Below are 25,866 nucleotides of genomic sequence, written 5' to 3'. Positions count from 1 at the left end.
ATAAGGACAACGAACCATGAGCAAAACGATTGAACAAGCGGTGGCAGGGCAGGGCCTTACGTTACCGGCGATTCCAACACCGCGCGGCCTGTTTCTGCCCTGGTCCCGGTTGGGCAACCAATTGTTTTTAGCGGGCCAGATCTGTGAGCGTGACGGTGATGTTCTCTATCCTGGCAAGGTGGGCGGTGAGTTCGATCTTGAAACCGGAAAACTAGCGGCCCAGGCGTGCGCTTTGAACCTCTTGGCTGAATTGAGCGATGCTGTCGATGGCGACTTCTCCCGCGTGGTGCGCTGCGTGCGCATGAATGGTTTCGTCAATGTGGCGCCGGGCTTTCACGATGTGCCGCTGGTGATCAACGGGGCATCCGAGCTTTTTGTCGCGCTATTTGGCGATGCAGGGCGTCACGCTAGAACCGCCATCGGGGTAGCGACACTGCCCGGCAATGCGGCGGTGGAAGTCGAAGCGATTTTTGAAGTGCGCTAAGCACCCAGAGGGAGTACACGATGCAGGATTCACCCATTTTTCTACCTTTACGTGAGCAGCGCGCACGCTTACGTGCAGGCACCCTCACCGCGACCGAGCTTGCTGAGGCATCTATAGCGGCGTACCAACAACGCGGTAAGAGCGATCATGCCTACCTCACCTGGAACGGCGAGCAGGCACTGGCAATGGCAAAAGCGGCCGATGCGGTGCTCGCTCAGGGCGGTGATGCGGGGGCGCTCATGGGCATGGCGATATCGATCAAGGATATCTATGCCGTGACGGGGCTGCCCACCTATGCGGGCTCTTCTCAGCGGCTACCTAAACGCTGGGAGCGGCCCGGCCCGGTGGTGAGCGCGCTGTTGCAACAGCTGCCTTCTGTGATGGGTAAAACCCACTCCGTTGAGTTTGCCTTTGGCGGTTTGGGCACCAATGCCCACTGGGGCGCGCCGCGTAACCCGTGGGATATAAATCAGCACCGTACGCCTGGTGGCTCAAGTTCCGGGGCGGGTGTTTCGCTAGTGGGCGGCACGGCAAGCTTAGCGTTGGGCACCGACACTGCCGGTTCAGTGCGCATTCCTGCCTCAATGACCGGCGTCGCGGGATTGAAAACTACCGCCGGGCGCTGGTCGACCGAGCAGATTGTGCCGCTTTCAAGCACGCTGGATACCCCAGGGTTACTGGCGCGGCTGGTCGATGATCTTGCCTTTGCGTTCGATGCATTGGATGGAGGCCTTTGCGGTCAGGACGACCGAGTACCCGCAACACCAACGCTTGCCGGTTTGACCTTTGGGGTGCCAGAAACGTTTTTCTGGGACGACTGCAGTCCAGGGATCGCGGAAACGGTACGCGCTGCCATAAAGCAGTTGGAAGCCGCTGGGGCGCGAATCATCACCTTAGAATTACCCGGCATCGGCGAAGCGTACGAACTCTTCAAACTGGGCGGGGTGGCTGCGCCGGAATTGGCAGCGTTTCTAAAAACTGAACTGCCCGAGATGATTGACTCCCTGGATCCTAACGTCGCCGCCCGCGTCAAAGCGGCAGATGACATGCCCGCCTGGGAGTATGTACGTCGTCGCACGATTTTGGACTCGCTCTATCAATCGGCCGCCGCTCGCATGGCCGATGTAGATGCGGTGCTGACGCCTACGGTGGCGATTACCCCGCCCACTATCGAAAGTCTTGAGCCAGAAGGCGCCTATCCCAAAGCCAACATGCACGCCCTGCGCAACACGGTGATCGCTAATTTCCTTGGTCTGTGTGCCTTGACGTTGCCGGTGGGAAAAGATGCTGCAGGCATGCCTGTAGGACTGCAAGTGCTGGCCGGGCCGTGGCAAGACGCCAAACTGCTGGCAATCGGTCAGGCGATTGAAAACGAACTGGGATCAGGCTTGGAAATTCTTGGTCAACCGCCAGCGGTGTGAACGCTGAGGTGGCCTAAGTACTGCCGCCAATTTGCAGTGTAAACCCCACATCGTGCTGGCGGCGGTAGACGTTTTTACCGCTTAGCCGCCGAATGAGTTCTTTGGCAGCTAAGCGGCCCATCTCCTCTCTGGGGGAGAGAATAGTGGTGAGCTGAGGGGTTACATGTTGGCCAAGCGGCAGGCCGTTAAACCCGGCAATGGCGATATCCCCCGGTACGTGAAGTCCTTGGCGCTGAGCAGCCAGCAGGGCGCCTGCCGCCAAGTCGTCGTTGGCAAAGTGAATGGCCTGGGTGTGAGGATGTTGCGCGAGCACTTGGGCCAGCCCTTCCGCGCCCGCTTGCAGGCTGCCCAGGGTGTCTAGTTCCAGTAGTGGGGCGTCGATCCCTTTCTCCTTTAGCACCGCTTTATGTCCATCAAAACGCATGCTGGCGCGGTAGTCCTGAGCTAGCCGTGCGCCCACATAAACAATATGGCGGTAGCCTTTGTCGGTCAGATGGGTAGCCATACAGCGGCCGGCGGCCACGTGATCCAGCCCGACGTTAAGATCCATGCCCTGCCCCAGTTCCATGACTTCCATGATGGGGTGATCCCAGTTCGCCAGCAACGTATGGCACGCCGAGTTATGGCGCAGCCCAGCGGTGACCAGTGCAGAGCATGACCAGCCTAAAAACGTGCGCACCAACTGATACTCACGGTCTAGATCGTAGTCGGTGTTACCCAGCAGTATCTGATAACCCTCGGCTTCCAGCGTTTCCTGCAGCCCCTTGATGACCTCCACAAACACGCTATTGATCAGTGACGGCACGATCACCGCAATCAGCCGTGAACGGGAAGAGGCCAGACTACCGGCAACCAAGTTGGGTACGTACCCCAAGTTCTCCACGGCCTTAAGAACGCTTCGCCTTGCGCTATCGCTAACTTTATCGGGATAGTTCAGTGCTCGCGATGCTGTAATCGGCGATACCCCTGCCGCTTGTGCCACTTGGCTGAGCGTGACTTGGTCTGAGCTTCGTCGCTGCCTAGCGTTGTTAGGTAGGGCAGGCGTTGTCACATTTTTGGCGCGCGAGTCAGCGTTAGGTGAGTCTTTAGACATTGGTCGCACGGCCCTAATGTTCAGCTTGTCGTTACGCAGAGAATAATCTAAAACAAATGGTAGCGCTATCATGACAGCGCTACCATGGCGCTTTTAATAACACCGCGACGATAGCAACAAAAACAACACTTTCAACAAAGCGAGGTGTCGGCAGGTGAGTCAACACGATCAACTATCACTTCAAGTAGGCGTTATTGGCCTGGGTGCCATGGGCATGGGCACTGCTAGCGTATTGCTCCAACACGGGCTTAACGTCACGGGCTGCGATATTTCTACAGAGGCGCGCGATGACTTCGTGGCGGCAGGGGGCCGCAGTGTTGCCACTCCTTCTGAGCTTGCTCACTGCCACATTGTGTTGGTGGTTGTGGTTAACGACCTTCAGGTTGAGCAGGTGTTGTTCGGAGAGCAGGGCGTGGCCAGCCAATTGGCACCGGGAAGCCTGATTATGCAGTGTGCCACGGTGGCGCCCAGTCAAGCCAAGCAATTGGGTGAGCGCTTGTCGGCGCAGGGTTTAATGATGCTGGATGCGCCGATTAGCGGCGGCGCGGCGAAAGCCAAAAGCGGCGAACTCTCGGTCATGGCGTCCGGTACACCTGAGGCGTTCAGCTTTGCCCAGCCAGCACTTGATGCCATGGCCGCTAAAGTTTATCAGCTGGGTGATGCACCTGGGGTCGGCTCCAGCATGAAGTTAGTCAACCAATTGTTAGCAGGTGTACATATTGCCACCGCCGCTGAAGCCATGGCTCTGGGGATTCGCATGGGACTCGACCCCGAGGTTATTTATGACGTTATTACCCACTCGGCGGGCAACTCCTGGATGTTCGAAAACCGCGTGCCGCATATCCTGAGTGGTGACTACACGCCGCTTTCGGCGGTGGATATCTTCGTCAAGGATCTCAATATCGTGCACCAAACCGGCCGCGAGCTAGCGTTGGCAACGCCGGTGGCGTCCAGTGCACTGCAACAGTTTACCGCTGCCAGCGGTGCAGGCTTTGGCCGTGAAGATGATTCAGCGGTGATCAAGGTTTATCAGCGGCTCTCCGGCATCGCGTTACCGGAAGCCGCCAACGACGCTCAGGGAGCCTGATAAAAATGGGAAGGGGAGCGAACATCGTACTGGGCGCCATCGCCGACGACTTTACCGGGGCCACTGACCTTGCTAATAACCTGGTGCGCGGCGGCATGCGCTGCCTGCAGGTGATTGGCGTGCCTTCGGAGGAGATTGATCTGCAAGAAATTGATGCGGTGGTGGTGGCACTCAAATCCCGCTCCTGCCCGGTAGAGGAAGCAGTTAATGATTCCCTCGCTGCGTTAGATTGGCTGCAAAAGCAGGGCGCCCGCCAGCTGTTCTTCAAGTACTGCTCCACCTTTGATTCCACCGACCAGGGCAATATTGGCCCGGTGGCGGATGCGCTGCTGGAAGCGTTAGGAGCGCCTCAAACGGTGATGGTGCCCGCCTTCCCGATCAATGGCCGTACGGTCTATCAGGGCCACTTGTTCGTGGGTGATCGCTTACTCAACGACAGCGGCATGCAGCACCATCCGCTGAACCCAATGCAGGATGCGGATTTAGTGCGAGTGCTCTCCCGCCAAACGCCGCACCCGGTGGGCTTGGCCAACCGGATGGTACTGGCCCAAGGCGCGGAGGCCACCCGCGCTCACTTATCCGCACTGGCGGAGCAAGGTGTGCGTCATGTGATCTGCGACTCTTTAGATGAGCAGGATCTGGACGTGCTGGCCGAAGCTACGGTTTTACTGCCTTTAGTCACCGGTGGTTCTGGCCTGGGGCAGGCATTACCTGCCCAGTACCGTGCTCAGGGCTGGTTAGCCACCATCACGGAGCCGGGGCGTTTAGCGCCTGCCTCTGGCGGGGCGCTGGTACTCTCCGGCAGCTGCTCACGGGCCACGTTGGCTCAAGTGGCAGATTTTCTGGCCAAGCACCCTGACGGCGGCTTTGCCCTGGATCCTTTATCGCTGGCGGAAGGCGAACAACAGCAGACACAGGCGCTGGCGTTTGCTCGGCAGCGGCTATCTGAACAGGCGCCGGTACTGATTTACGCCTCGGCAGACCCAATAAAAGTAACAGCGGCACAGCAAGCGTTAGGGGCCGAGCGTGCTGGGCAGCTCGTGGAAGAAGCACTGAGCCAACTGGCCGTCACGCTGGTGAACGAAGGCGTAGGCCGATTACTGGTCGCCGGGGGCGAAACCTCTGGCGCGGTGGTCTCGGCGCTGGGCATTACCACCCTGCGCATCGGCGAGCAGATCGACCCCGGCGTGCCCTGGACCCAAGCCCCGCTAGCCGGTCGTGAAGCACCGCTGTCGCTGGCGCTGAAGTCCGGCAACTTCGGCGGCGTCGATTTCTTTACCCGGGCGTTTGAGGTGCTGGCATGAGCATACACTTGCATCGCCATCCCCAGAACAGCTTGCGGGAGCAGATCAGCACCCTGGGCAAATCGCTGTTTGATCGTGGCCTGACCATGGGCTCCAGCGGCAATATCAGCGTGCGATTAGACGATGGCGGCTGGCTGATGACGCCGACCAATGCCTGCTTGGGGCGACTAGACCCGGCGCGCATCTCCCATCTGGATAACAACGGCCAACTGCTCAGTGGTGATAAGCCCACCAAAGAGCAGTTCTTGCATATGGCCATGTACGAAGAGCGCCCGCAGTCCGGCGCTATCGTGCATCTACACTCCACCCATTCGGTGGCTGTCTCCTGTTTGCCGGAAGTCGATCCCTGCGACTGCATTCCGCCGCTGACCGCCTATTACGTGATGCGGGTGGGCAAGCTACCGCTGGTGCCGTATCACATCCCCGGCGATCCAGCACTGGGCGATGCAGTGCGGGGCTTAGCGGGTCAACACAGCGCGGTACTGTTGGCCAACCACGGCCCGGTGGTAGCGGGGAAAAAACTCGAGGCGGCGGTGTACGCCACCGAAGAACTGGAAGAGACCGCCAAGCTCTATCTGCTATTGCGAGGCGAGAACCCTCGGGGGCTGACGCCGGAGCAGGTGGCTGAGCTGGAAGCACGCTTTCCACGGGATTAGCGACGCGTTTAACAATGACGTACTTAACAACAAGAGCACCACGATGATTCGATTAGCCGCCAACCTCAGCATGCTGTTTAACGAGCACGCCTTTATCGATCGCTTTGCTGCCGCTGCGGACGCGGGCTTTAAAGGTGTCGAATATCTATTTCCCTATGCGTTTTCCCCGGAAGAGTTGCGCCATGCGCTGCAGGAAACGCAATTGGAACAGGTGCTGTTCAACCTGCCGCCGGGAGATTGGGATGGCGGGGAACGGGGGCTGGCGAGCCTACCTGGCCGAGAAGGGGAATTTCGTGACTCGGTGGTAGAGGCACTGCGTTATGCCGAGGCGCTCAACTGCCCCCGCGTGCATGCCATGGCTGGCCTGTTACCTGAAGGTGCCGATGCCGCGACGAAAGCTGAGCATCAGGTGGCCTATATTCGCAATTTGCGTTTTGCGGCGGGTGAGGCGGCGAAAGTCGGTCGAGAGGTACTCATCGAACCCATTAATACCCGCGATATGCCGGGATTTTTCCTGTCTCGCCAAGCGCAAGCCATGGCAGTGCTGGACGAAGTGGGGGCGGAAAATCTCAAGTTACAGTTTGATCTCTACCACTGCCAGATCATGGATGGCGATTTGATTCGCCACCTTGAACGCCAGTTCAGCGCCATCGGCCATATCCAAGTCGCAGGTGTGCCAGAGCGCCACGAGCCGAATGTTGGAGAAGTGCACTATCCCGCTATTTTTGAGCGATTAAGTGCGCTGGGCTACCCCGGTTGGGTCGGCTGTGAGTATCGCCCCACGGCAGAAACCCGTGCGGGGCTAGGGTGGGGCAAAGCTTGGGGGCTAACCACTCACTGATATTCGCCAGGCCAAATAACAAACGAGAAAAACGCAAACAATAACAACAGTGCATAGGAGCAAAACGATGCATATAGCCATTACCGGTGCGGCAGGCTTTCTAGGCCAACGGTTAGTGCAGCAGCTGCTGACTAGAGGTGAGCTTCGCCAGCAGCCGATTACTCGGCTAACGCTAATTGATCAGATAGAAGCACCGTTGCCTAATGCGGGAAACGTCACTGTGACATCAAGGGCGCTGGATATTACCGAGTCCGGCGCACTGGATAGCGTACTGGAGCAACGCCCTGACGTTATTTATCACCTGGCGGCGGTAGTGAGCTCTGCGGCAGAAGCCGATTTGGAACTCGGTATGCGGGTTAATTTCGATGCCACGCGGGCGCTGTTGGAAGGCTGCCGGGAGCAGTCACTGACCGATACTCGCTTGATAATGGCCAGCTCCGTGGCGGCTTACGGCGGTGAGCTGCCGGAAGTGCTGGATGATATGACGGCCCTCAATCCGCAAAACTCCTACGGCGCCCAAAAAGCCATGTGTGAGCTGCTCATCAACGATTACAGCCGCCGTGGGCTTATCGACGGCCTAGTGCTGCGCCTACCCACCATTGTGATTCGTCCCGGCCGACCGAACGCCGCGGCCTCCAGCTTTGCTTCCAGCATTCTGCGTGAGCCGCTCAATGGCGAAGAAGCGGTTTGCCCGGTGCCCGTTGAGTTTCCGATGTTTGTGATGTCGCCCGGCAAGGTGGTGGATGCGCTAATCCATGGTGCTGAGGTGCCAAGTGAGGCGCTGGCGCCTTTTAGAGCCTTTATGCTGCCGGGCATCACCGTCACGGTGGCCCAAATGCTGGAAGCGCTGGGTGACGTCGCGGGAGAAAAAGCGCTTTCACTGGTACGTCATGAACCCGACCCACGCATTGAAGCCATTGTGGCAAGTTGGCCCGCCCGGTTTGAAACCACGAAAGCCAAGCAGCTTGGCTTTGTCGGCGATGACAACTTCAAGCAGATCATCGATGCGTTCGTTTCTGAACAGCCGTGACTTCCTCTCCTACCCGCAACGGTAGGAAACTGCCTGGGCGACCCCCGCGATCGGGTAAGTTGCCCCAACGACCACCCTCACAACAATATAAAGAGGGCACGACAATGACGAAGCAACACATGACACCAACACTCAAGCGCCATGTTCTGGTGGCCGCGATGAGCGGTATCGCCACGGCAGGTATCGCACTTCAGGCCCACGCGGCGACGGAAGTGAACCTGGGCCATACACTCTCCTCGACCTCGCACTACTCGGTAGGTGCTGATGCGTTTAAAGAGACGCTGGAGCGATTATCCGATGGCGAGTTCACGGTCACCGAGCACACCTCTGGGTCGTTGGGCGGCGAGCGGGAGATGATCGAAGGCCTGCAGATCGGTACGGTCGATGTGGTCATTACTTCCACTGGCCCGCTGGGTAACTTCGTACCGGAAAGCTATGTGCTCGACCTGCCATTCCTGTTTGAGAACTACGACCAGGCTCGCTGCGTGTTGGATAGTGAACTGGGCGATGAGCTGTTGGAAAAAATGGGCGAGCACGACTTGGTGGGTTTGGCGTGGTCTGAAAATGGTTTTCGCCACCTAACCAATAGCCAACGCGAGATCGCCACGCCCGCAGATGCCGAGGGGCTGCGCGTACGCACCATGGAGAACGCGGTACACCAGGAAGCGTTCCGTCAGATGGGCGCCCGCCCAACACCGATGGCGTTCCCTGAGCTGTTCACCGCGCTTCAGCAGGGCACCGTCGATGGTCAGGAAAACCCGATTACCGTCATCGTTGCCACCAACTTTTGGGAAGTGCAGGACTACCTCTCGCTAACAGGCCACGTTTACTCACCGGCCATCGTGCTGGGGTCGCCCATTCTGCTGGACGGCTTGAGTGATGAGGAGCGTGGCTGGTTTATGGAAGCTGCTGCGGCGTCTGCCGAAGCGACCCGCGAAGAGGTTTCGCGCTTAGAGCGTGAAGGGGTGGCACTGCTGGAAGAGAATGGCATGACGGTAAAAACCGATATCGATATTGCCCCCTTCCAGGAAGCGGTACAGCCCGCCTACGAGATATTTACCTCGGAATACGGCACTGAAATGCTTGAGCGCGTTCAGGAAACAGCCAGTGGTTGTTAAGTAACCCTGTCGAGCGCTTCCCCACGTCGGCCTCCGGCATCCCGGAGGCCGCTTTGGCATGGTGATTTCTTATGCTAGCGGTCTTTCTTCGTTTTGAGCACCAGTTAACCCGGCTCGCTATGCTGCTTGCCGTGGCGATGCTGGCGATCTCGGTGACACTCAGTTTTTATCAGGTGCTCACCCGGTTTGTCTTCAATGCCCCTTCGACCTGGACGGAAGTGGCTTCCCGAGCGGCAATGATCTGGTGTGTCTTCCTGGCGGCGGCTGCCACGTTTCGGGGTGGCTACATGATGGCAGTGGAGGTGGTTTATAAGCTAGTGCCCGCGCGCTTTCTGACACTACTGGAAGTCGCCATTGTGGTGTGCTGTCTGCTGGTGCTTGGTGTGCTGATCCATTACGGCATCCAAATGACCCTGCGGGTGAGCAATCAAACCATGTCAGGAATGAATATCTCGATGGCGTGGGCGTATGCGGCGATTCCGACGGGCTCCTGCTTTGCCATTGTTGCCGTGATGGCGAGGCTGCTTGCACAGCTTGCTGGCCGGGAAAAGGTAGGCCCTGAAAATAGCGAGATCGTGCCGGAGGCTGAAGCATCCCAGGATGCACCGCGACCAGAGCGGGAGGTGCAGCCATGAACATGGTTATTGGCCTGTCGCTGATTATTCTGTTTACCTTCGGGGTGCCGATTGCGATTTCGATTATCCTGGCCTCGATTATCGGCATTGAATTCTTCACGCGCCTGCCACTGCTGCTGGTGCCACAGCAGATGTTTATCGGCATTGATAAATTTCCGCTAATGGCGATTCCTTTTTTTATCCTCGCCGGTAACTTGATGGCGGCGGGGGGAATATCCCAGCGGTTAGTCGACTTGGCAAAATCGATCGTTGGCCGGGTGCAGGGCGGGCTGGCCATGTCCTGCGTACTGACCTGCATGATGTTTGCGGCGGTGTCCGGTTCCAGCGTGGCAACGACCTTTGCGATCGGGGCTATCTTGATTCCCGCCATGGTCAAACATGGTTATCCCAAGCCGCTGGCTGCCTCCATACAGGCCTCATCAGCAGAGCTTGGGGTGCTGATCCCACCCTCGATCCCATTGATCCTTTACGGCGTGAGTACCGATACCTCTATCGGGCAGCTATTTCTGGCGGGCATCGGTCCCGGCATACTGATTGGCAGCGCGCTGATCCTCTTTCTCTACCTGTTCTGCAAGGTGCGGGGCTACGGAAAGGAGGACTATAAAGACAGCACCGGCTTTATGATCTCGGTGAAGCGTGCCTGGGTCGCGATGCTGATGCCGGTGGTCGTAATTGGCGGTATCTACGGTGGGGTATTTACCCCGACGGAAGCCTCCGCCGTGGCCGTGTTTTTTGCGCTGATCGTGGGTGGTTTCTACTACCGTGAACTGAAGGTCGACGACCTTTGGCCGATTATGCGCCAGAGCGTTGTCTCTACCGCTGCCGTCATGCTGATTATTGCCGCCGCCTCGCTCTTTAGCTTTCTGCTTAGCCGAACGGGGCTGCCTGCGCAGATTGCCACTCTTGTCACCAACACCATCAATGACCCGCTGATGTTTCTGCTGGTGGTCAATGCCTTGCTGCTGATCGTCGGTATGTTTATTGAAACCTCTGCCGCTATTTTAGTGCTGGCGCCGATCTTGACGCCGATCGCTATTCAGTTCGGTATTCATCCCGTTCATTTTGGCCTGGTCATGGTGGTTAACCTGGCCCTTGGCATGATCACGCCACCGCTGGGCGTGAACCTGTTTGCTGCCTGTGCGGTCGCCAAAATTTCGATCGATCAGATGCTGCCTTGGCTAGTGCGTTTTGTGCTGGTGGTGCTGGCCTGCCTGATGGCCATTACCTATATGCCGTGGATTTCCATGGGGTTGGTGAACATCTTCTATGGTTAGTCAGTCGTTATGTAAAGTGAGCAAAACAACGACAATAAAAGGAGTATTCAATGTCGCATTCAATGACCTTGCCGCCACAGCAGGCGCTGATTGGTGGAGAGTGGGTAACAACAACCGCTATGCTACAGGTAGAAGCTCCTGCCACGGGTGAGCCTTTAGCGCGTATTGCGCGTAGCCAGGTGGAAGAGGTCGATGCCGCCGTTCAGGCAGCGCGTCAGGCCTTTTCCGGCCAGTTAGGCGAATGGGCTCGCTGGTCAGCCCGGCAGCGCAGTGAGTGGCTGCTGCGTTTTGCCGATGTGATCGAGGCGCATCATGAACAGCTAGCACAGCTCGAGTGTGCCGATACCGGTAAGCCGATGACGCAAGCCAAAGGGGATATATCTGCCTGTGCACGCTACTTCCGCTTTTATGGCGGTGCGGCGGACAAACTTCACGGTGAAACCATTCCCTTTGAAAACGACTTCGCCGTCGTGACCCTGCGCGAGCCTTACGGCGTATGTGCGCAAATTATTCCCTGGAATTATCCCTCTCAGATATTCGGACGCTGCGTGGCTGCCGCGCTGGCTGCAGGTAACTGCGTGGTACTTAAGCCCGCCGAAGATGCCTGTTTGAGCGTGCTGCGCTTGGCAGAACTGGCGGTGAGCCATGGGCTTCCGGCGGGAGCACTCAACGTTGTACCCGGGCTTGGTTATGAAGCAGGCGCAGCGCTCGCCGCCCATCCCCAAATTGATCATCTCTCCTTCACCGGCTCACCGGAGACCGGTACCCATGTCGCCCAAGCGGCTGCCCAGCACCATGTGCCGGTCACGTTGGAGCTAGGTGGGAAGTCACCTCAACTTGTGTTTGCCGATGCGGATCTTGATGCAGCGCTTCCGGCAGTGGTGCGCGGTATTGTTCAGAACGCCGGGCAGACCTGTTCGGCGGGTAGCCGTCTGCTGGTGCAGCGTGAAATCGCCGATAGTGTGGTGGCCAATTTGTGTGAGCGCTTTGCTGCTTTGCGCTGCGATGTAGGCGAAGCTGATGCCGACTGTGGGCCGCTGATCAATGCGCGCCAAAAAGCCAAACTGGAAGAACGTTTGTCGGCGGCTAAAGCTGATGGCATTCGCGTTGCGGCCATAGGCGAGCTAGCGTCGAGCGCACCGGCTGGTGGACATTTCGTACTGCCTCAACTGCTGACCGATATCCCTGAGGGCCATGAAGTCCTGTGCGAAGAGCTATTTGGCCCGGTGCTGGTGGTGCAGGTGTTTGAGGATGAAGCCGAAGCGCTTGCACTCGCTAATGCCACTGAGTTTGGCCTGTGTGCCGGTATCTGGACGCGTGACGGCGGACGTCAGCTACGCTTGGCGAAAGGTATTCGCAGTGGTCAGGTGTTTATCAATAACTACGGCGCCGCCGGTGGTGTTGAACTACCTTTTGGTGGCGTTGGGCGTTCAGGGCACGGCCGGGAAAAAGGCTTTGAAGGGTTGCGAAGCTACACACGTATCAAAACCATTGCTATTAAGCATGACTAGCTATTTTCAAGAACGGAGCTATTTACAACAAGGGAGTTATTACAATGACAACAGTTCGCCAAGTAGGCATCGTCGGGGTGGGTTTGATGGGGCATGGGATCGCCAGCAGTCTGCTACGCGCTGGCCATCAGGTCAGTTTTCTTGAACACCCAGGTAACCAACCGGTGGAAGACCTTCTTGCTGCCGGCGCTACCGCGCTGAGTACCGGTAGCGAAGTGGCAAAAAGCGCTGACGTGGTGATTTTATGCGTCACGGGGTCGCCTCAAGTAGAAGCGGTGTTGTTCGAGCCCAACGGTGTTTTGGATGGGTTAAAGCCAGGTTGTGTCGTGGTGGATTGTTCTACCGCCTTGCCCAGTTCAACCGAAAAAGTGGCTGCCAGAGTGACTGACGCGGGTGGCCGCTTTATGGATGCCGCCATGACGCGCACACCTAAAGAAGCGGCAGAAGGGCGTCTTAACTTGATTGTCGGAGCGCCGCAGGCACTGTTCGATGAAACGTTGCCTCTGTTGAAGGGGTTTGCCGAAAATATTGCCCATGCGGGCGATGTAGGCGCGGGGCATACCCTTAAATTGTTGCATAACTTCGTGTCACTCGGGTTTTCGGCAGTATTGGCCGAGGCCACTGCGGCTTCTCGTAAAGCAGGGATTAGCGATACAGCACTGCTGGAAGTATTGGGCGCAGGTGGCGGTGGCGGCGTGGTGCTTGAGCGCTTGCGTCCTTATATTGCTGAAAAAGATCCTTCGGGGTTCAAATTTACAGTGGCCAATGCCAGCAAGGATCTCGGTTACTACCACACCATGACCAATGAGCTGGGAGTAGAGCGTGGAGTTGCCGGAGCCGTTCATGCACTTTATACATCAATCGACGACAGTTCGCTGGCGGTGCCTGAAGTGATTGGCGTACTAGAGAGCCGAAAACAGTGAAATTGGTGTAGGTTGCCAGGATGTAATAGCTACTGAAAATTGAGTTCAAAGAAATGCTGTCAGCATTGATAGTTTGTTTTTCAAGGTGGTTATAGCACTCTTTTTGTAATCAATTCTTAAATTAAATGACTATTTAAGTAGCCTTGTTGGTTGTGAGGTAACATCACATGATAGAAAATGTGCAGCACGCTTAGATAAGCCAACGGTCTGAAATGTGCAGACACGCCCTTTATCTTGCTAAAAATAAAGGGCGTGATCGGGTATCAACAGGCGGCTTGTTGTCTTCAGCGAAACAGGCTTAGGTTGGGTCGCGGTCAATGGCAAACGCGGACCACGCTTGCCGCACTGGCATGATTTCCAAACGATTAATATTGATATGGGCGGGCAGTGTCGCTAGGTAGAAAAGCTGCTCGGCAATATCTTCTGCTTGCAGAGGTGACGTTCCCCTGTAAAGCGCGTCCGAAGCCTCCTGATTGCCTTTGGTTCTGACTAGGGTGAACTCCGTTTCCGCCATACCGGGAGCAAGGTCGGTCACGCGGACGCCCGTGCCTAGCAGGTCGCAGCGCAGGTTGTAGCTGAACTGCTGAACAAAGGCTTTCGATGCGCCGTACACATGGCCACCCGGATAAGGCCACTGTCCCGCCACTGAGCCAAGATTGAGAATACTCGCCCCTTCGCCGGTTTTAAGCAGTAGCGGCATTGCTGCGTGGGTTACATTGACCAACCCGGTGATGTTGGTATCGATCATCGTATGCCAATCCTGCAGTGCTACTTTTTGCGCTGGTTCCGGCGCTAGCGCCAAGCCCGCATTGTTAATCAAGCAGGTCAGCGGTAGAAATTTTTCCGGCAGGTTGCTGATGGCCTGAGTCACCGCTTCACTGTCGCGAACATCTAGGGCTATCGTTAAAACGTCTACTTGCTCTGAAAGCTCATCCTTCAGCGCCTTCAAGCGTTCTTCGCGACGGCCGGTTAAAATTAATGACCAACCCGCTTTGGCAAAGCGTTGCGCTGCGGCTTTACCAAATCCTGACGTGGCTCCCGTGATCAGTACGCTGGGCATTGGGGTATCTCCTTTGTAGTTAACAATGTGTAGATAAATATTCGTTTTTAGTTATTAAGCTATCTTCGATGATAGACGGTGCATTTCGTTACTTTAAGCAGCGTAGGAAAAAACGGTTAGAGCCAGTTAGCACTCGATAGTGTGACATTGGCACTCTCTGGTGCGTCTGTCCCTCTTGCTCGTAACGATTGGCCCTACAGCTTAATGGATCGGACTCACTAGGCTGGCAAGCACGCTATCTCCTTATGGATTAAACAGGGTGCTTGTTATGAATGCCAATGTTGCCGTTTCTGATTCCACTACTCACAGTGTAGATAATCGCTATGTGCACGGCCTGGACCGTCAGTATGTGTTCCACTCATGGGCTCAGCAAGGCAGTTTAGACCCCATGGTCATCGCGGGCGCGCAAGGATGCCGTGTATGGGATTACGCGGGGCGTGAGTATTTGGATTTTAGTAGCCAGTTAGTCAATACCAATATCGGCCATCAACACCCCAGTGTCGTGAGCGCGATCCAAGCGCAAGCCGCCAGCCTATGCACCATAGCCCCAGCCCATGCTAATTTGGCCCGCGGTGAGGCGGCCAAGCGTATTATCGCCAAAGCGCCGGCCGGTTTTAGTAAAGTATTTTTTACCAATGCGGGCGCTGATGCCAATGAAAATGCCATTCGCATGGCGCGGCTTTATACCGGGCGCACCAAAATACTGTCTGCCTACCGCTCCTATCACGGCAATACCGGTTCAGCGATTGCGGCCACCGGCGATTGGCGGCGGGTGCCCAACGAGTATGCCAGTGGGCACGTGCACTTCTTTAATCCCTACCTGTATCGCAGCGAGTTTTGGGCGCGGGACGAGGATGAAGAGTGTGAGCGGGCGTTAACCCATCTGCGTCGAGTCATTGAGTGCGAAGGCGCCAATGCCGTTGCGGCCATTCTGCTGGAAACCATTCCCGGTACGGCAGGTGTGCTATTACCTCCTAAAGCGTATCTGCGTGGCGTTAGGCAACTCGCCGACGAGTTTGGCATCGTGCTGATTCTTGACGAAGTGATGGCCGGCTTTGGTCGCACGGGGCGCTGGTTTGCCTTTGAACATTACGATATGGCACCGGACCTGATCGTTTTTGCCAAGGGGGTTAACTCAGGCTACGTACCTGCCGGTGGGGTGATTATTTCAGAGCCTATCTCACGCTATTTCGATGACCACTTTTTTGTCGGCGGCCTGACCTATTCCGGCCACCCGCTGGCGATGGCGGCCATTGTTGCCACGCTTGACGCTATGGAAGCAGAGGGCATCGTAGAGAATGCCGATAAAATCGGAAATGGGCCGCTAGCTGAAGGGCTGAAAAAGCTTGCCGAGCGCCACGCTATCATAGGTGATTGGAGGGGTGTGGGCGTATTCCATGCTTTGGAATTAGTCAGCGACCCGGTGCGTAAAACGCCGCTACCCGGCACAGAAGTACTGAAACTCAAGCAGCTACTGATGAAGCAGGGACTGCTGGTATTTACTGTCGAAAATCGTATTCATGTGGTGCCACCGTGCATTGTGACCACGGAGGAAGTGGAGGAGGGCTTGGCAATTCTAGAGCGCGTGTTTGAAAGCTACGCCGCATCACGGGAGTGACATATTGGCTATGTAGCTAAAGCGTTATCGTAGGCAAGGCCCAGGCGCTGTATGCCTGGGTCGATACGCTGCATTTCAATAGCGCCGAATCCCAAACGGAAAAAGTGGCGCGGGGGAGCGGCATCGAAAAAGTGCTGAAAGCCCGGTTCAATCAGCACGCCACGCTGGGCAGCGTGCCACGCAAGGCGCTGGGTATCGATGCCAGGATCGGCCTCCATCCAAAAGGCGCTGGAACGACTACTGCTGTGGCTGAGGCAGCCGGGTATTGAGTGATCAATGGCCAATCGCATGGCGTCGCGTCGTCGATCAATCTCTTCGACATGCAGTTTGAGGTAGCGCTCGTAATAGCCTTGGGAAATAAACTGCGCCAACTGGTGCTGCAAGGCCGCAGGCGGATGGCGGTACATCATGCGTCGCAGTGCCCGTAGCTCATCGATCAATTCAGCATCCGCCACCACGTAGCCCATACGCAGCCCTGGCGAGAGCGCTTTAGATAAGCTGCCCATATAGATAATTCGCGCGCTCTGCGCACTGGCTTTCAGCGCCGGTAGTGCGAACTGATCACCGTGAATTTCAGCGTCATAATCATCCTCGATGACGATCTGGTCACGGTGAGGGAGTTGAGCCAATAGAGCATCCCGCCGTGTGCGGCTCATGGTAATGCCCGTCGGCACCTGATGGCTGGGCATAACATACAGATAATCACTCTGCTGGGTGCCTTCCAGCTTCATGCCTTCTGCATCCACGGTTTGAAACTGCAGGCTGGCACCGCGCTGGGCAAATACGTTCATTGCCTCGCGGTAACCGGGGGTTTCCAGCGCCACACGGGTGCCCCGATGGCAGAGCAGTTGCGCTATCAAGTAGAGCGCATTTTGAGTCCCCATGGTGATGAGGATCTCTTCAGGCCGAGCGAAAATACCCCGGCGCGGTAAAATGCGTTTACGCAGTTGCTCAATCAGCAGCGGATCATCCTGATCGATACGATCCCGCAACCACGGTTTATCACGCTGTGAACTTAACAAGCGCCGAGAAACATCGCGCCATTGGGCTAATGGAAAGAGTCGCGTATCTAACTGGCCATAAATAAAAGGGTACGCATACTCTGACCAATTGCCTGGTTTAAGAATGCCTTGATAGTTAGTCGGGCGCTGAGCAATGCGTTTGTGCCAGTTTGGTGCAGTTGTAGCGTCTGTACTGTTCTCTGCTAATAGGGTTAAAGGTGAATTTAGTGCCAAGTGCGGATCGTGATAATCAGGGTGTAAATAGTAACCGCTACGAGGTCGGCTAATTAGGTACCCATCTTCGACGAGTTTTTCGTAAACAATAGATACCGTATTGCGTGAAATACCCAGCTGCTGGGAGAGCTTACGGCAGGAGGGGAGCGCATCGTCAAAGGGTAAGCTGCCTAGGCGAATGGCTTCCAGCAGCGTTTCGCGCAGCTGTTCTTGCAGGCAGGTGGAAGCATTAGGATCGACCTCAAGACACAGTGTTGTCATGCACCCCTCCCTCTCAAATAACCCTCTTATCTATTTAACCTAAGCATCTTCCGTGCCAGTTTGATGATGGACAACTGTCCTTTTACTTTACGCCAACTGGCTCTAATCGAGAGGAGGATAAAAAACTAGGGTGAAGTCACTTTCAACTTGCAACCGTTGGGTTAGCGATGATTGTCCACTCTAGGGGAATAAGGTGATGAAAAAAGTAGCAGTTTTAACCTCTGCCATTAGCGTTGGTGTCCTTGCTTTAGGCATGTCATTAACCGCGATGGCCGCGGACTTAGAAGAAATCGAGAGCCGTGGCTACATGAGCGTGGCCACCGAAGATAATTACGCGCCGTTTAACTTTATGAGCGGTAGCGACCCAGATGGTTTTATCAAAGATATCTTGATTGAACTGGAGGAGTACGCTGACTTCGAGATCCGCCAGGATATTTTGCCGTGGACTGGGCTCTTGGCGTCGGTTTCATCGGGCCAGTACGACATGGCGCTTACCGGCGCTTCGGTGACTGATGAGCGCCTACGGGTATTTAACTACGCACCGCCGTTCGCCTCTGCCCAGCACTTTTACATCAAACGAGCGGGCGATGACCGAATCAACAGCGTCGAAGATTTAAGCGGTATGACTCTGGGCGTCCAAGCGGGCAGCGCCCTGCTTTCGCGTTTGCCTGAGCTGGAAGTCATGCTCGAGGAGAGCGGTGGTGAATTGGGGGATGTTATGCAGTATGAAGCCTACCCCGAAATCTATGCGGATCTCGCCAATGGTCGTGTCGATTATGTGATCAACTCCATCGTCCCGGTGAATGACTTGATTCGTGAGCGCCCCGACGTGTTTGAGGCGGGCCAAGCCGTTTCCGGCCCTGGCTATGTGGCGTGGCCAATGCCCAAGGACAGCCCAGAACTGCTGGCCTATATCACCGATTTTATGAGCCATCTGCGTGACTCTGGCCGCCTGGCCGAACTACAGGAAGAGTGGTTTGGCGAGTCCTTTGACGACCTACCGACAACCCCCATCACCTCAGTGGAAGAGTTCCACGAAATGGCTGGTATGTAAGCCATCACCTTCGCCTGCCGCCCAGCCTGGGCGGCAGTTTTCTTATCGCGAATTAGGGGGTGAGTATGGACAGTAGCGCATGGGGGCTCCTTGTCCAGGGTGCCTGGACAACGCTTTGGATCTCGGGCATATCCATTGCCATCGGTGTAGTAATGGGGTTGCTGATCGCCTTGCTAAGAGTGGCTAAAATCCCTGTTCTGCACCAGCTGCTAGGCGTCTACATTAGCCTGGCGAGGGCAACACCGTTGGTCACGCTGGTGCTGTTCATCTTTTTAACCGCACCGACCATGGGCGTTAACCTTAATCGCAATGTGGCGGGCATTATTGCGCTAACCCTTAATACCACTGCGTTTAACGCCGAAATTTGGCGCTCAGCATTTAATAACTTCTCCAAAGAGCAGCGCGAAGCGGCGCTGGCGATTGGCATGACCCCATGGGTCTACTTTCGCCGCATCATGCTGCCGCAAATTACCATTACCAGCCTACCGGGTTTAGTCAACGAGATGTCGTTTTTGATCAAAGGCAGCCCCGCCATTGCGGTGATCGGTGTGGTCGACCTGACGCGGGTGACCAATCGCATTTCAGCGGTTACCTACGACCCTTTACCGCCTATTTTAGCCGCAGCGGCCCTGTATATGCTGATCATCAGCCTGCTGGTATGGCTGCAGCGCGTGGCTGAGCGCAAAGCCAGCCGACTGGCCGTCTGACGTGGTCATTTAGGGAGCCATTATGAGCAATTGGGATATTCTTTGGTCATCGTACGATGTGTTTTTAAACGGTTTTTATAACACCTTAAAACTGTTTGGTTTATCTGCAGTGCTGGCGTTTATCTTGGGTAGCGGGATCGTATTTTTGTTAGAGGGTTCGCGCCCGCGTTTAAAAATACCGCTGCGCATCTTTATTGACGCCATGCGCATGCTGCCGTTTCTGATTCTGGCCTATTTACTCTATTACGGCCTGCCCAGCGCAGGCATCCGCATGAGCGCCTGGACGGCGGGGATTATCGCTCTGGTGATCTATCATGGCGCTTACTTCGCAGAAATACTGCGTGGCTGCCGCGCTACTTTCGCACAAGGACAGGTGGAGGCTGCCATTGCGCAGGGGTTTTCTCAGCCCAAGATGTTTATGCGTATTATTTTGCCGCAGCTGATATTGAAGACACGAGGCTTGTTGGGTAATCAACTGATTATCTTGCTCAAAGACACCGCCTTTTTGGTGATTATCACCGTACGCGAACTCACTGCGGCGGCGAGCAGCCTGTCGAGCACCTACTTCATTCCCATGGAGGCCTTCATCGTGGTGATCGGCTTCTACTGGTTGATCAGCATTGGTTTAGAGCTACTTATCAAAATGATTGGCCGTTTTGGCGCCAAGCGAGGATTCGAAAATGCCTGAGACCGCCGCCGTTAGTATTCGCAAACTATCTAAAAGTTTTGATGGCACCGAGGTGTTGCGGGACGTTTCGCTGGAAGTGCAGACTGGAGAGGTGGTGAGCATTTTGGGCTCATCCGGCTCGGGTAAATCTACCTTACTACGCTGTATCAACTGGCTGGAGCGGCCTGACCATGGTGATATCCGTATCGACGGCGACCGCATTGGTGTCAGCGACAGCGGTAAGCCTATGTCGCGCCGGGAACTGGCGGGTATGCGTGCGCGCCTAGGGATGGTTTTCCAGGGCTTTAACCTCTGGCCTCATTTAAGCGTACTGCGCAATGTCACCGAGGCACCCATTCATGTTCAGGGCGTAAGCAAAGCCGAAGCCGAGGAACGGGCCATGGCGCTGCTTGAAAAGGTGGGCATGGTCGATAAGCGAAACGACTACCCGTATACGCTTTCAGGTGGGCAAAAACAGCGAGTTGCAATTGCCAGAGCGCTCGCCATGCAGCCTAAAGTGATGTTATTTGATGAGCCCACTTCAGCGCTTGACCCAGAGTTAGTGGGCGAAGTGCTAGGCGTCATTAAAGACCTTTCAAAAGAGGGCTACACCATGGTGCTGGTGACCCACGAAATGGAGTTCGCCCGGGCAGTCTCCGATCAGGTGGTCTTTCTCGATAAAGGTATCATTATCGAAAAATCCCACCCTAGCGAGTTTTTCGTCAATCCTAAAACAGAGCGAGTACGGCGCTTCTTGGAGCTTGAAGTACCCGTGGCTTAATTATTAAGGAAGAAGTTTCCCTCCTTAATAACGTGAGTACATCACACTGACCGCGTTGTACTTGCCGACGCGGACGCTTCTTCCTCCGCTTGTACAGCATCTGCCAGCATATCCGCGGTAATCGCGGAGAGCGTCCAGCCCAGGTGACCGTGACCAGTGTTGTAGAACACCGTGGGTAATTTTCCGCGACCGACTTTGGGCAGCATGTTGGGAAGCATTGGGCGCAGGCCTGCCCAGGGCACTACGCGGCGGGTACTGACGCCGGGGAAGCACTCTTCGACCCAGCGGATCAGTGGGCGGATGCGGTTGTCGCGAATGTCGCGATTGAAGCCGTTAAATTCGGCGGTACCCGCGATGCGAAAGCGGTCGTCGCCCAGGCGGCTGGTCACCAGTTTGGTTTCATCATCGAGTAGGCTCACGTTGGGGGCGGCCTGTTGAGAGGCGGCGTCATCGAGCTGCACGGTAATGGAGTAACCTTTGACCGGGTAGATATTGACCCGGTCTCCCAGCTTGGCAGCCAGAGCACGGCTGCCTACCCCGGCGCAGACCACCACGCTATCGAATGTTTCACGCACCGGTTCACCGTCAGCCTCGCCTTCAATGGTGGCGGTGATCCATGCGTGCTGTTCGTCCGCGCCGAGATCCTGCACGCTGTGGCCATATTTAAGCGTTACGCCGCGGCGCTCGGCGGCTTGCGCCAGGCCGTGGGTAAACTTATGAATATCACCCGTGGCATCGCTTTCGGTGAAGAAGCCACCGTAGTAGTTACCCGCCAGCGTCGGCTCGATGGTGCGCATCTCGTCAGGGGTTACCGCGCGACGCTCCAGGCCGCCTTTGCTGAGCAGTTGCGATACCTTAGCGGCGTGGTCGTAGCCCGCTTTATCGCGGTAAATATGCAAAATCCCTTTCTGCTTGAGGTCAAAATCGATCTGCTCGTCTTTTGCCCACTGAAACAGGTGCTCTCGGGCGGCAATGGCCAGGCGGGCGGTTTCGGTAGTGTTGGCAGCGTAGCGGGGGATCGAGGCGATAAACTCGCCAAACCAGCTGAGTTTGTGCCAGCTGGGGCGAGGGTTGACCAGCAGCGGGGCATCGTTTTTGAGCATCCAGCGCATGCCCTTGATCACGGTGGGCCAGTGGTTCCACACTTCGGCATTCGAAGCCGAGAGCTGACCACCGTTGGCGAACGAGGTCTCCATGGCAGCGTAACGATGCTTTTCAAACACGGTGACCTGATAGCCACGTTTGGCCAGGGCGTAGGCGCTGGTAATGCCGGTGATACCGCCACCGATAACGGCAATGCGTTGCATGAGTCTCTCCAGATTGTATGAGCGTCGGGAATACCACCTAACGGCGTAGCTGTTGGCGTACCCCTTCCGTCATGGAACCTGAGAGATTCACGTACCCGTTGGGCTCGCTTGCTCCTTCGGTGGGCTGAGTGACGCAGTCATCAGCCGCTCTTCGGAAAGTGAGGGTAATAGCGGTCCGGTTGCCTGAGAGTTTCCGGGGCTGTTGCTCCTTCGGCGCTGGCGTCATCATAGTTTGATGCACCAAGCTCTCCCGCTATTACTTTGCTGCTTTTATTCTAATGCAAATAATTTTCATGCAAATGGTTTTAACAAGATCAGTTTTAACGCGACTAGTTTTAGCATGGAAGTCGACGAAGGTCGTGAACGTTTATTCCACGGGCTGGGCACGCTCGATGATTGCCGCGCAATTCAGCCCGGTGGGTAAGGTACCGGTATTGAGGCTGCTGCGGTCAGCAAGCCGTCCAGCGCAGAACGCATCGGCCACATAAGCGGGAGCGTGCTGTACCAGCAGCGCGCCCAGTAACGCCAGGGCCATGCCGTCCGCCAACTGGCGAGCGCGGTACTGGAGCGCTTGGGTATCCTGCATCTGCCGCTGTAATTGGTGGATAAAGCGGTCAAGATGCCCATTGGCACCTTGCGCTTTGGAAAGCTCGGCGAAGTAGGCGTCGAGCACCTCGGGCTGTTTTTCAATCGCGCGCAGGATATCCAGACACTGCACATTTCCACTGCCTTCCCAGATGGCGTTGATGGGCGACTCGCGAAACAGGCGCGCCGTTATGTGGGTCTCCATTACGCCGCTACCGCCAATCACCTCCATTGCCTCGTAAGCGTGGTGGGGCGTGCGCTTGCAGATCCAGTACTTGCCGACGGGGGTGGCGATGCGCGAAAGCAAACGCTCATGCTCGTTGTCCTGATGATCCATAGCCCGGGCCATGCGCAGCATCAGGGTGGTGGCGGCCTCGCTCTCAATGGCCAAATCCGCGAGCACATTTTGCATCAGCGGCTGCTCGCTTAGGCGTGCCCCAAAGGCGTGTCGATGAGAGGCGTGGTGAATCGCCTGGGCGGTGGCTTGACGCATTCCTGCAGCTGAGCCAATCATGCAGTCGTAGCGGGTCATGGCGACCATCTCAATGATCGTGCGCACGCCACGACCTTCATCGCCCACCATCCAGGCAAAGGCACCGCGCAGTTCCGTCTCGCTGGAGGCGTTCGCCACGTTGCCCATTTTGCGCTTCAATTGCTGAATATGCAGCGGGTTCTTGCTGCCGTCGGGCCGCCAGCGCGGCAGCAGAAAGCAGCTCAAACCGCCGGGCGCCTGGGCGAGCACCAGGAAGGCGTCGCACATCGGTGCCGAGACAAACCACTTATGCCCCACCAGCTCAAAAGCTTCACCCGGCCCGCTTTGGCCAATCGGGTAGGCGCGAGTGGTGTTCAGGCGCACATCGGAGCCGCCCTGCTTTTCGGTCATTGCCATGCCGAGAGTGACGCCCTGTTTCTCAAAATAAGGCACGTTGCGCGGGTCATAATGCGGGGCGGTAATTTTATCGCCCCAGCTCTCAAGCAAGCTGGGCTGGTGGCGCAAAGCTGGTAGGGCAGCAAACGTCATGGTGATGGGGCAACCATGGCCCGCTTCTACCTGGGCCTGTAAAAAGTAGTTGGCGGCCCGATTAACATGCGCACCGGGCTGAGGGTTTCGCCAGGGGCTGGCATGCAAGCCGTGCTCTACCGCCGTTTGCATCAGCTGATGGTAGGCAGGGTGGAACTCGATCAGATCAACTCGATGCCCTTGCCGGTCATGGGTGACCAACTGAGGTGCGTAACGATTGGCGTCAAAGCCCAGGGCAATGGCCTCGGCGGAGCCCGCCCACTGCCCAAACGTCTTGAGAGCGCTATCGTTAGTACCACCTTCGCGTTTAACGCCCTCTTGAAGTGCGCGGTCAGCGGTGTAGCTGTTGTAGTTTGCAAGCGTTGGTGGCTGGTTTTCCACCTGATGGGTATTGGCCTGGAGTTTGTCGGCAAGTGGATAATGGTGCGTCATGGTGAGAACCTAGTGTCAGATAATTATATTTATTTAAACGATCGTTTTATCTCTTTTATAGTAGTTGCTTGGCGAGGAGGGCGCTAAAAATTTAGCGTAAAAAGAAGCGGGATTTGTTCTGCTTTGCTCAGCCAGCGTATTTAACCGACAATGCCAAGCTTATCCTTTTCAGCCTTGGGTACTATCAATGCAAGCAAACGGCTTTTTTGACGAAATAGGCGAGACCATCGGCGAGGCAATCCGCGTGGTGGTTGAGTTCTTATTGGGCATATTTACCAATTTCTTTGGTGCCTTTGGCGATTTTATCGATGGCTTAACCCGTTCCCTGGGAATCAACGATTCTTTTTTTAGCATTGCCGTGCTGGTCGTTGGCCTATTGATTCTGTTTGGCGGTGTCCGTGCATTTCTGCGCGGATCGCTGATAGGGGGGATATTTCGTACCTTATTGGGGCTGTTTATTCTTTCTTGGCTGATGATGTAAAGCGTTGCCTTACCCTTGAAGTAGCGCCCTTGAGCCAGTTTCATCAAGGATATGACGGATTGTCATTTGCTTATTTGGTGCATTTTGCCATCATCTGCACTCATTTTGTGCAAAGCGAGTGCAATGAAAACTTATCTTGGCAAGATGCGGGGGCAACGAATTAAGCGCAACCGAATTGGTTGGCAGGATGCGGTGTGGTCATGGATCGGCGCCTTTAGCGGTATGGCGGTTATCTGCTGGTTAAGCTCGGCTTGGCTCTCGCAACAGCTACTGATCGTAGGCTCCTTCGGGGCGACGTCAGTGCTTATCTATGCTGCTCCTGAAAGTCCTTTTGCTCAGCCAAGCCACGTGCTGTTTGGCAGCGTGCTATCAGCGGGTATCGGCGTCGCTTGCTACCAACTGCTGGGGGCGACACCGCTCTCGATGTCTCTGGCTGTATCGCTGTCGATACTTGTTATGCAATTAACCCACACGGTTCACCCACCGGGAGCCGCGGCTGCACTGATTGCAGTAGGTGGCGGGGCTAGCGTTCACCAATTGGGTTGGTGGTACCCGCTGTTACCGATTGGCGCAGGCAGTGTTGTGATGCTGATCATTGCTGTTTTGGTCAATAACCTTGCTCGGCACCGCCGTTATCCCCGGTACTGGTGAGGTCATACGCGGCTGAGTTGATACTCCAGTGCGAATATATGAGCATCCTCTGCCCCTAGTTCACGTAGAGCGGCAGCCAGATTGAGCAGGTACTCACGGTTAGGGCCGCTGGGGCCGTGCGCTTTAGCTATTTGTAACGCTATTTCGTCCAGTGTCGCCTCGCCTAGAAAGGCCGGGTTATCTTCGCTGGCGAGATAAATAAGCCCTTCGCTCTGTTCAGGCGTTTCGCTGCTGACATCGGTAAACGTCAGCGGAACTTTCTCCCGTAGGTAGCCGTTTTTCTCCCGAACATCCAGCGGTGCCAGTACTTCCGGTGTAATCCGGTAGGCCATGCCATGGCACACCGCGCCCTCAGCGGGAATTAAGGTGGCAACCCGTCCCGGTGCTTCAAGCGTACCGCGATGGTCATGGGAGCCTTGCCAAAATCGCCGTTCCCAGCCGGTGATAAACGCCGGGCGGCGCTCTAAATAGGCAAAGTCCGCCTTCCAGATCAGTGAACCATAGCCAAATAGCCAAATCTCGGCATGGCCATCGAAGAAATTTCTTTGCTGGTTAAGCGCAGTGGTATCAAGCATCGGTATCAGGCAACGTTTTTAAGTCACATTTTTCAAGTAACATGGTGGGCAACG

At 56.0% G+C, this 25,866-nt stretch carries 25 protein-coding genes and 1 riboswitch; of the genes, 19 read left to right on the top strand and 6 right to left on the bottom strand.

All coding sequences use genetic code 11. The features are described from left to right. Positions 1-16: 16 nt before the first annotated feature. Together ACXUPB_RS19065 and ACXUPB_RS19060 are read left to right on the top strand one after the other, a co-directional pair. Positions 17-484 (top strand): RidA family protein, encoded by a 468-nt coding sequence (locus ACXUPB_RS19065; RefSeq protein WP_035560744.1) that lies wholly within the window; start codon positions 17-19, stop codon positions 482-484. A 20-nt stretch (positions 485-504) separates the two neighbouring features. Then, the gene (locus ACXUPB_RS19060; RefSeq protein WP_472954055.1) at positions 505-1,905 is read left to right on the top strand and encodes an amidase; all 1,401 of its coding nucleotides are present in this window, start codon (positions 505-507) and stop codon (positions 1,903-1,905) included. Between the two features lie 13 nt (positions 1,906-1,918). Here ACXUPB_RS19060 and ACXUPB_RS19055 read toward each other — a convergent pair whose 3' ends face one another. Beyond that, entirely contained in the window at positions 1,919-2,998 is a 1,080-nt protein-coding gene (locus ACXUPB_RS19055; RefSeq protein ID WP_472954053.1) for a LacI family DNA-binding transcriptional regulator, read from the bottom strand. Positions 2,999-3,152: 154 nt separating this feature from the next. Here ACXUPB_RS19055 and ltnD point away from each other — a divergent pair, with 154 nt between their 5' ends. From ltnD to ACXUPB_RS19005, 10 genes are all read left to right on the top strand, one after another. Continuing rightward, complete coding sequence (gene ltnD, locus ACXUPB_RS19050) at positions 3,153-4,085, top strand: L-threonate dehydrogenase (protein WP_472954052.1); 933 nt, start codon at positions 3,153-3,155, stop codon at positions 4,083-4,085. Positions 4,086-4,090: 5 nt separating this feature from the next. After that, a complete protein-coding gene (otnK, locus tag ACXUPB_RS19045) occupies positions 4,091-5,389 on the top strand; it encodes a 3-oxo-tetronate kinase (RefSeq protein ID WP_472954049.1) in 1,299 nt (432 codons plus the stop codon). Then, on the top strand, positions 5,386-6,045 hold the full coding sequence (otnC, locus tag ACXUPB_RS19040; protein ID WP_472954047.1) for a 3-oxo-tetronate 4-phosphate decarboxylase: 660 nt from the start codon (positions 5,386-5,388) through the stop codon (positions 6,043-6,045). The genes otnK and otnC overlap by 4 nt, the downstream gene beginning before the upstream one ends. Positions 6,046-6,088: 43 nt before the next feature. Further along, the gene (gene otnI, locus ACXUPB_RS19035; RefSeq protein WP_472954045.1) at positions 6,089-6,886 is read left to right on the top strand and encodes a 2-oxo-tetronate isomerase; all 798 of its coding nucleotides are present in this window, start codon (positions 6,089-6,091) and stop codon (positions 6,884-6,886) included. Between the two features lie 67 nt (positions 6,887-6,953). Then, positions 6,954-7,916, top strand: coding sequence for a D-erythronate dehydrogenase (gene denD / locus ACXUPB_RS19030; RefSeq protein ID WP_472954043.1), 963 nt, complete (start codon positions 6,954-6,956; stop codon positions 7,914-7,916). 104 nt (positions 7,917-8,020) lie between these two features. After that, positions 8,021-9,034 carry a TRAP transporter substrate-binding protein gene (locus ACXUPB_RS19025; RefSeq protein ID WP_472954041.1) on the top strand — a complete coding sequence of 338 codons (1,014 nt, stop codon included), beginning with the start codon at positions 8,021-8,023 and terminating at the stop codon, positions 9,032-9,034. A gap of 71 nt (positions 9,035-9,105) precedes the next feature. After that, complete coding sequence (locus ACXUPB_RS19020) at positions 9,106-9,669, top strand: TRAP transporter small permease (protein ID WP_472954039.1); 564 nt, start codon at positions 9,106-9,108, stop codon at positions 9,667-9,669. Next, positions 9,666-10,943 carry a TRAP transporter large permease gene (locus ACXUPB_RS19015; protein WP_472954037.1) on the top strand — a complete coding sequence of 426 codons (1,278 nt, stop codon included), beginning with the start codon at positions 9,666-9,668 and terminating at the stop codon, positions 10,941-10,943. Before ACXUPB_RS19020 ends, ACXUPB_RS19015 begins: the two co-directional genes overlap by 4 nt. Positions 10,944-10,993: 50 nt before the next feature. Further along, positions 10,994-12,454 (top strand): aldehyde dehydrogenase family protein, encoded by a 1,461-nt coding sequence (locus ACXUPB_RS19010; protein WP_472954036.1) that lies wholly within the window; start codon positions 10,994-10,996, stop codon positions 12,452-12,454. A 44-nt stretch (positions 12,455-12,498) separates the two neighbouring features. Beyond that, entirely contained in the window at positions 12,499-13,377 is an 879-nt protein-coding gene (locus ACXUPB_RS19005; protein WP_472954035.1) for an NAD(P)-dependent oxidoreductase, read from the top strand. A 298-nt stretch (positions 13,378-13,675) separates the two neighbouring features. Here the strand turns inward: ACXUPB_RS19005 and ACXUPB_RS19000 are convergent, their stop codons facing one another. After that, positions 13,676-14,437: an SDR family NAD(P)-dependent oxidoreductase gene (locus tag ACXUPB_RS19000; protein ID WP_472954034.1), complete on the bottom strand. Its 762-nt coding sequence runs from the start codon at positions 14,435-14,437 to the stop codon at positions 13,676-13,678. A gap of 268 nt (positions 14,438-14,705) precedes the next feature. Here ACXUPB_RS19000 and ACXUPB_RS18995 point away from each other — a divergent pair, with 268 nt between their 5' ends. Continuing rightward, complete coding sequence (locus ACXUPB_RS18995; RefSeq protein WP_472954032.1) at positions 14,706-16,055, top strand: aminotransferase class III-fold pyridoxal phosphate-dependent enzyme; 1,350 nt, start codon at positions 14,706-14,708, stop codon at positions 16,053-16,055. 8 nt (positions 16,056-16,063) lie between these two features. Here the strand turns inward: ACXUPB_RS18995 and pdxR are convergent, their stop codons facing one another. Next, the gene (gene pdxR / locus ACXUPB_RS18990; protein ID WP_335596121.1) at positions 16,064-17,551 is read right to left on the bottom strand and encodes a MocR-like pyridoxine biosynthesis transcription factor PdxR; all 1,488 of its coding nucleotides are present in this window, start codon (positions 17,549-17,551) and stop codon (positions 16,064-16,066) included. A 196-nt stretch (positions 17,552-17,747) separates the two neighbouring features. Here pdxR and ACXUPB_RS18985 point away from each other — a divergent pair, with 196 nt between their 5' ends. The 4 genes from ACXUPB_RS18985 (at position 17,748) to ACXUPB_RS18970 (ending at position 20,760) form a co-directional block, all read left to right on the top strand. Beyond that, positions 17,748-18,605 carry a transporter substrate-binding domain-containing protein gene (locus ACXUPB_RS18985; RefSeq protein ID WP_335596120.1) on the top strand — a complete coding sequence of 286 codons (858 nt, stop codon included), beginning with the start codon at positions 17,748-17,750 and terminating at the stop codon, positions 18,603-18,605. A gap of 65 nt (positions 18,606-18,670) precedes the next feature. Continuing rightward, positions 18,671-19,312: an amino acid ABC transporter permease gene (locus tag ACXUPB_RS18980; protein WP_179915523.1), complete on the top strand. Its 642-nt coding sequence runs from the start codon at positions 18,671-18,673 to the stop codon at positions 19,310-19,312. 22 nt (positions 19,313-19,334) lie between these two features. Then, complete coding sequence (locus tag ACXUPB_RS18975) at positions 19,335-20,000, top strand: amino acid ABC transporter permease (protein ID WP_472954030.1); 666 nt, start codon at positions 19,335-19,337, stop codon at positions 19,998-20,000. Then, positions 19,993-20,760, top strand: coding sequence for an amino acid ABC transporter ATP-binding protein (locus ACXUPB_RS18970; RefSeq protein WP_035560796.1), 768 nt, complete (start codon positions 19,993-19,995; stop codon positions 20,758-20,760). Before ACXUPB_RS18975 ends, ACXUPB_RS18970 begins: the two co-directional genes overlap by 8 nt. Before the next feature lie 41 nt (positions 20,761-20,801). Here ACXUPB_RS18970 and ACXUPB_RS18965 read toward each other — a convergent pair whose 3' ends face one another. Then, positions 20,802-22,067 carry a D-amino acid dehydrogenase gene (locus ACXUPB_RS18965; protein WP_472954028.1) on the bottom strand — a complete coding sequence of 422 codons (1,266 nt, stop codon included), beginning with the start codon at positions 22,065-22,067 and terminating at the stop codon, positions 20,802-20,804. A gap of 161 nt (positions 22,068-22,228) precedes the next feature. Beyond that, a riboswitch (glycine riboswitch) is annotated at positions 22,229-22,330 on the bottom strand. A gap of 104 nt (positions 22,331-22,434) precedes the next feature. Continuing rightward, positions 22,435-24,105, bottom strand: coding sequence for an isovaleryl-CoA dehydrogenase (locus tag ACXUPB_RS18960; protein ID WP_472954026.1), 1,671 nt, complete (start codon positions 24,103-24,105; stop codon positions 22,435-22,437). Positions 24,106-24,292: 187 nt separating this feature from the next. On the opposite strand from ACXUPB_RS18960, the gene ACXUPB_RS18955 reads away from it, so the two are divergent. Further along, on the top strand, positions 24,293-24,586 hold the full coding sequence (locus tag ACXUPB_RS18955; RefSeq protein ID WP_008959277.1) for a hypothetical protein: 294 nt from the start codon (positions 24,293-24,295) through the stop codon (positions 24,584-24,586). A 123-nt stretch (positions 24,587-24,709) separates the two neighbouring features. Beyond that, the gene (locus ACXUPB_RS18950) at positions 24,710-25,237 is read left to right on the top strand and encodes an HPP family protein (RefSeq protein WP_472954024.1); all 528 of its coding nucleotides are present in this window, start codon (positions 24,710-24,712) and stop codon (positions 25,235-25,237) included. Between the two features lie 2 nt (positions 25,238-25,239). On the opposite strand, the gene ACXUPB_RS18945 is transcribed toward ACXUPB_RS18950, so the two are convergent. After that, entirely contained in the window at positions 25,240-25,812 is a 573-nt protein-coding gene (locus ACXUPB_RS18945) for a gamma-glutamylcyclotransferase (protein ID WP_472954022.1), read from the bottom strand. Between the last annotated feature and the right edge of the window lie 54 nt (positions 25,813-25,866).

This window comes from Vreelandella sp. DA03-1M, assembly GCF_055725665.1.
Note: the sequence above shows the minus strand (reverse complement) of the source record. Positions and strands in the feature narration are given on the sequence as shown.

Coding starts and splice junctions, on each gene's coding strand:
- ACXUPB_RS18945 (WP_472954022.1), bottom strand. CDS start 25,812: ATGCTTGATACCACTGCGCTTAACCAGCAAAGAAATTTCTTCGATGGC.
- ACXUPB_RS19060 (WP_472954055.1), top strand. CDS start 505: ATGCAGGATTCACCCATTTTTCTACCTTTACGTGAGCAGCGCGCACGC.
- ACXUPB_RS19015 (WP_472954037.1), top strand. CDS start 9,666: ATGAACATGGTTATTGGCCTGTCGCTGATTATTCTGTTTACCTTCGGG.
- ACXUPB_RS18950 (WP_472954024.1), top strand. CDS start 24,710: ATGAAAACTTATCTTGGCAAGATGCGGGGGCAACGAATTAAGCGCAAC.
- pdxR (WP_335596121.1), bottom strand. CDS start 17,551: ATGACAACACTGTGTCTTGAGGTCGATCCTAATGCTTCCACCTGCCTG.
- ACXUPB_RS18955 (WP_008959277.1), top strand. CDS start 24,293: ATGCAAGCAAACGGCTTTTTTGACGAAATAGGCGAGACCATCGGCGAG.
- ACXUPB_RS18995 (WP_472954032.1), top strand. CDS start 14,706: ATGAATGCCAATGTTGCCGTTTCTGATTCCACTACTCACAGTGTAGAT.
- ACXUPB_RS19055 (WP_472954053.1), bottom strand. CDS start 2,998: ATGTCTAAAGACTCACCTAACGCTGACTCGCGCGCCAAAAATGTGACA.
- ACXUPB_RS18960 (WP_472954026.1), bottom strand. CDS start 24,105: ATGACGCACCATTATCCACTTGCCGACAAACTCCAGGCCAATACCCAT.
- ACXUPB_RS19000 (WP_472954034.1), bottom strand. CDS start 14,437: ATGCCCAGCGTACTGATCACGGGAGCCACGTCAGGATTTGGTAAAGCC.
- otnI (WP_472954045.1), top strand. CDS start 6,089: ATGATTCGATTAGCCGCCAACCTCAGCATGCTGTTTAACGAGCACGCC.
- denD (WP_472954043.1), top strand. CDS start 6,954: ATGCATATAGCCATTACCGGTGCGGCAGGCTTTCTAGGCCAACGGTTA.
- ACXUPB_RS19025 (WP_472954041.1), top strand. CDS start 8,021: ATGACGAAGCAACACATGACACCAACACTCAAGCGCCATGTTCTGGTG.
- ACXUPB_RS18985 (WP_335596120.1), top strand. CDS start 17,748: ATGAAAAAAGTAGCAGTTTTAACCTCTGCCATTAGCGTTGGTGTCCTT.
- ACXUPB_RS18970 (WP_035560796.1), top strand. CDS start 19,993: ATGCCTGAGACCGCCGCCGTTAGTATTCGCAAACTATCTAAAAGTTTT.
- ACXUPB_RS19010 (WP_472954036.1), top strand. CDS start 10,994: ATGTCGCATTCAATGACCTTGCCGCCACAGCAGGCGCTGATTGGTGGA.
- otnC (WP_472954047.1), top strand. CDS start 5,386: ATGAGCATACACTTGCATCGCCATCCCCAGAACAGCTTGCGGGAGCAG.
- ACXUPB_RS18965 (WP_472954028.1), bottom strand. CDS start 22,067: ATGCAACGCATTGCCGTTATCGGTGGCGGTATCACCGGCATTACCAGC.
- ACXUPB_RS19020 (WP_472954039.1), top strand. CDS start 9,106: ATGCTAGCGGTCTTTCTTCGTTTTGAGCACCAGTTAACCCGGCTCGCT.
- ACXUPB_RS19065 (WP_035560744.1), top strand. CDS start 17: ATGAGCAAAACGATTGAACAAGCGGTGGCAGGGCAGGGCCTTACGTTA.
- ACXUPB_RS18975 (WP_472954030.1), top strand. CDS start 19,335: ATGAGCAATTGGGATATTCTTTGGTCATCGTACGATGTGTTTTTAAAC.
- ACXUPB_RS18980 (WP_179915523.1), top strand. CDS start 18,671: ATGGACAGTAGCGCATGGGGGCTCCTTGTCCAGGGTGCCTGGACAACG.
- otnK (WP_472954049.1), top strand. CDS start 4,091: ATGGGAAGGGGAGCGAACATCGTACTGGGCGCCATCGCCGACGACTTT.
- ACXUPB_RS19005 (WP_472954035.1), top strand. CDS start 12,499: ATGACAACAGTTCGCCAAGTAGGCATCGTCGGGGTGGGTTTGATGGGG.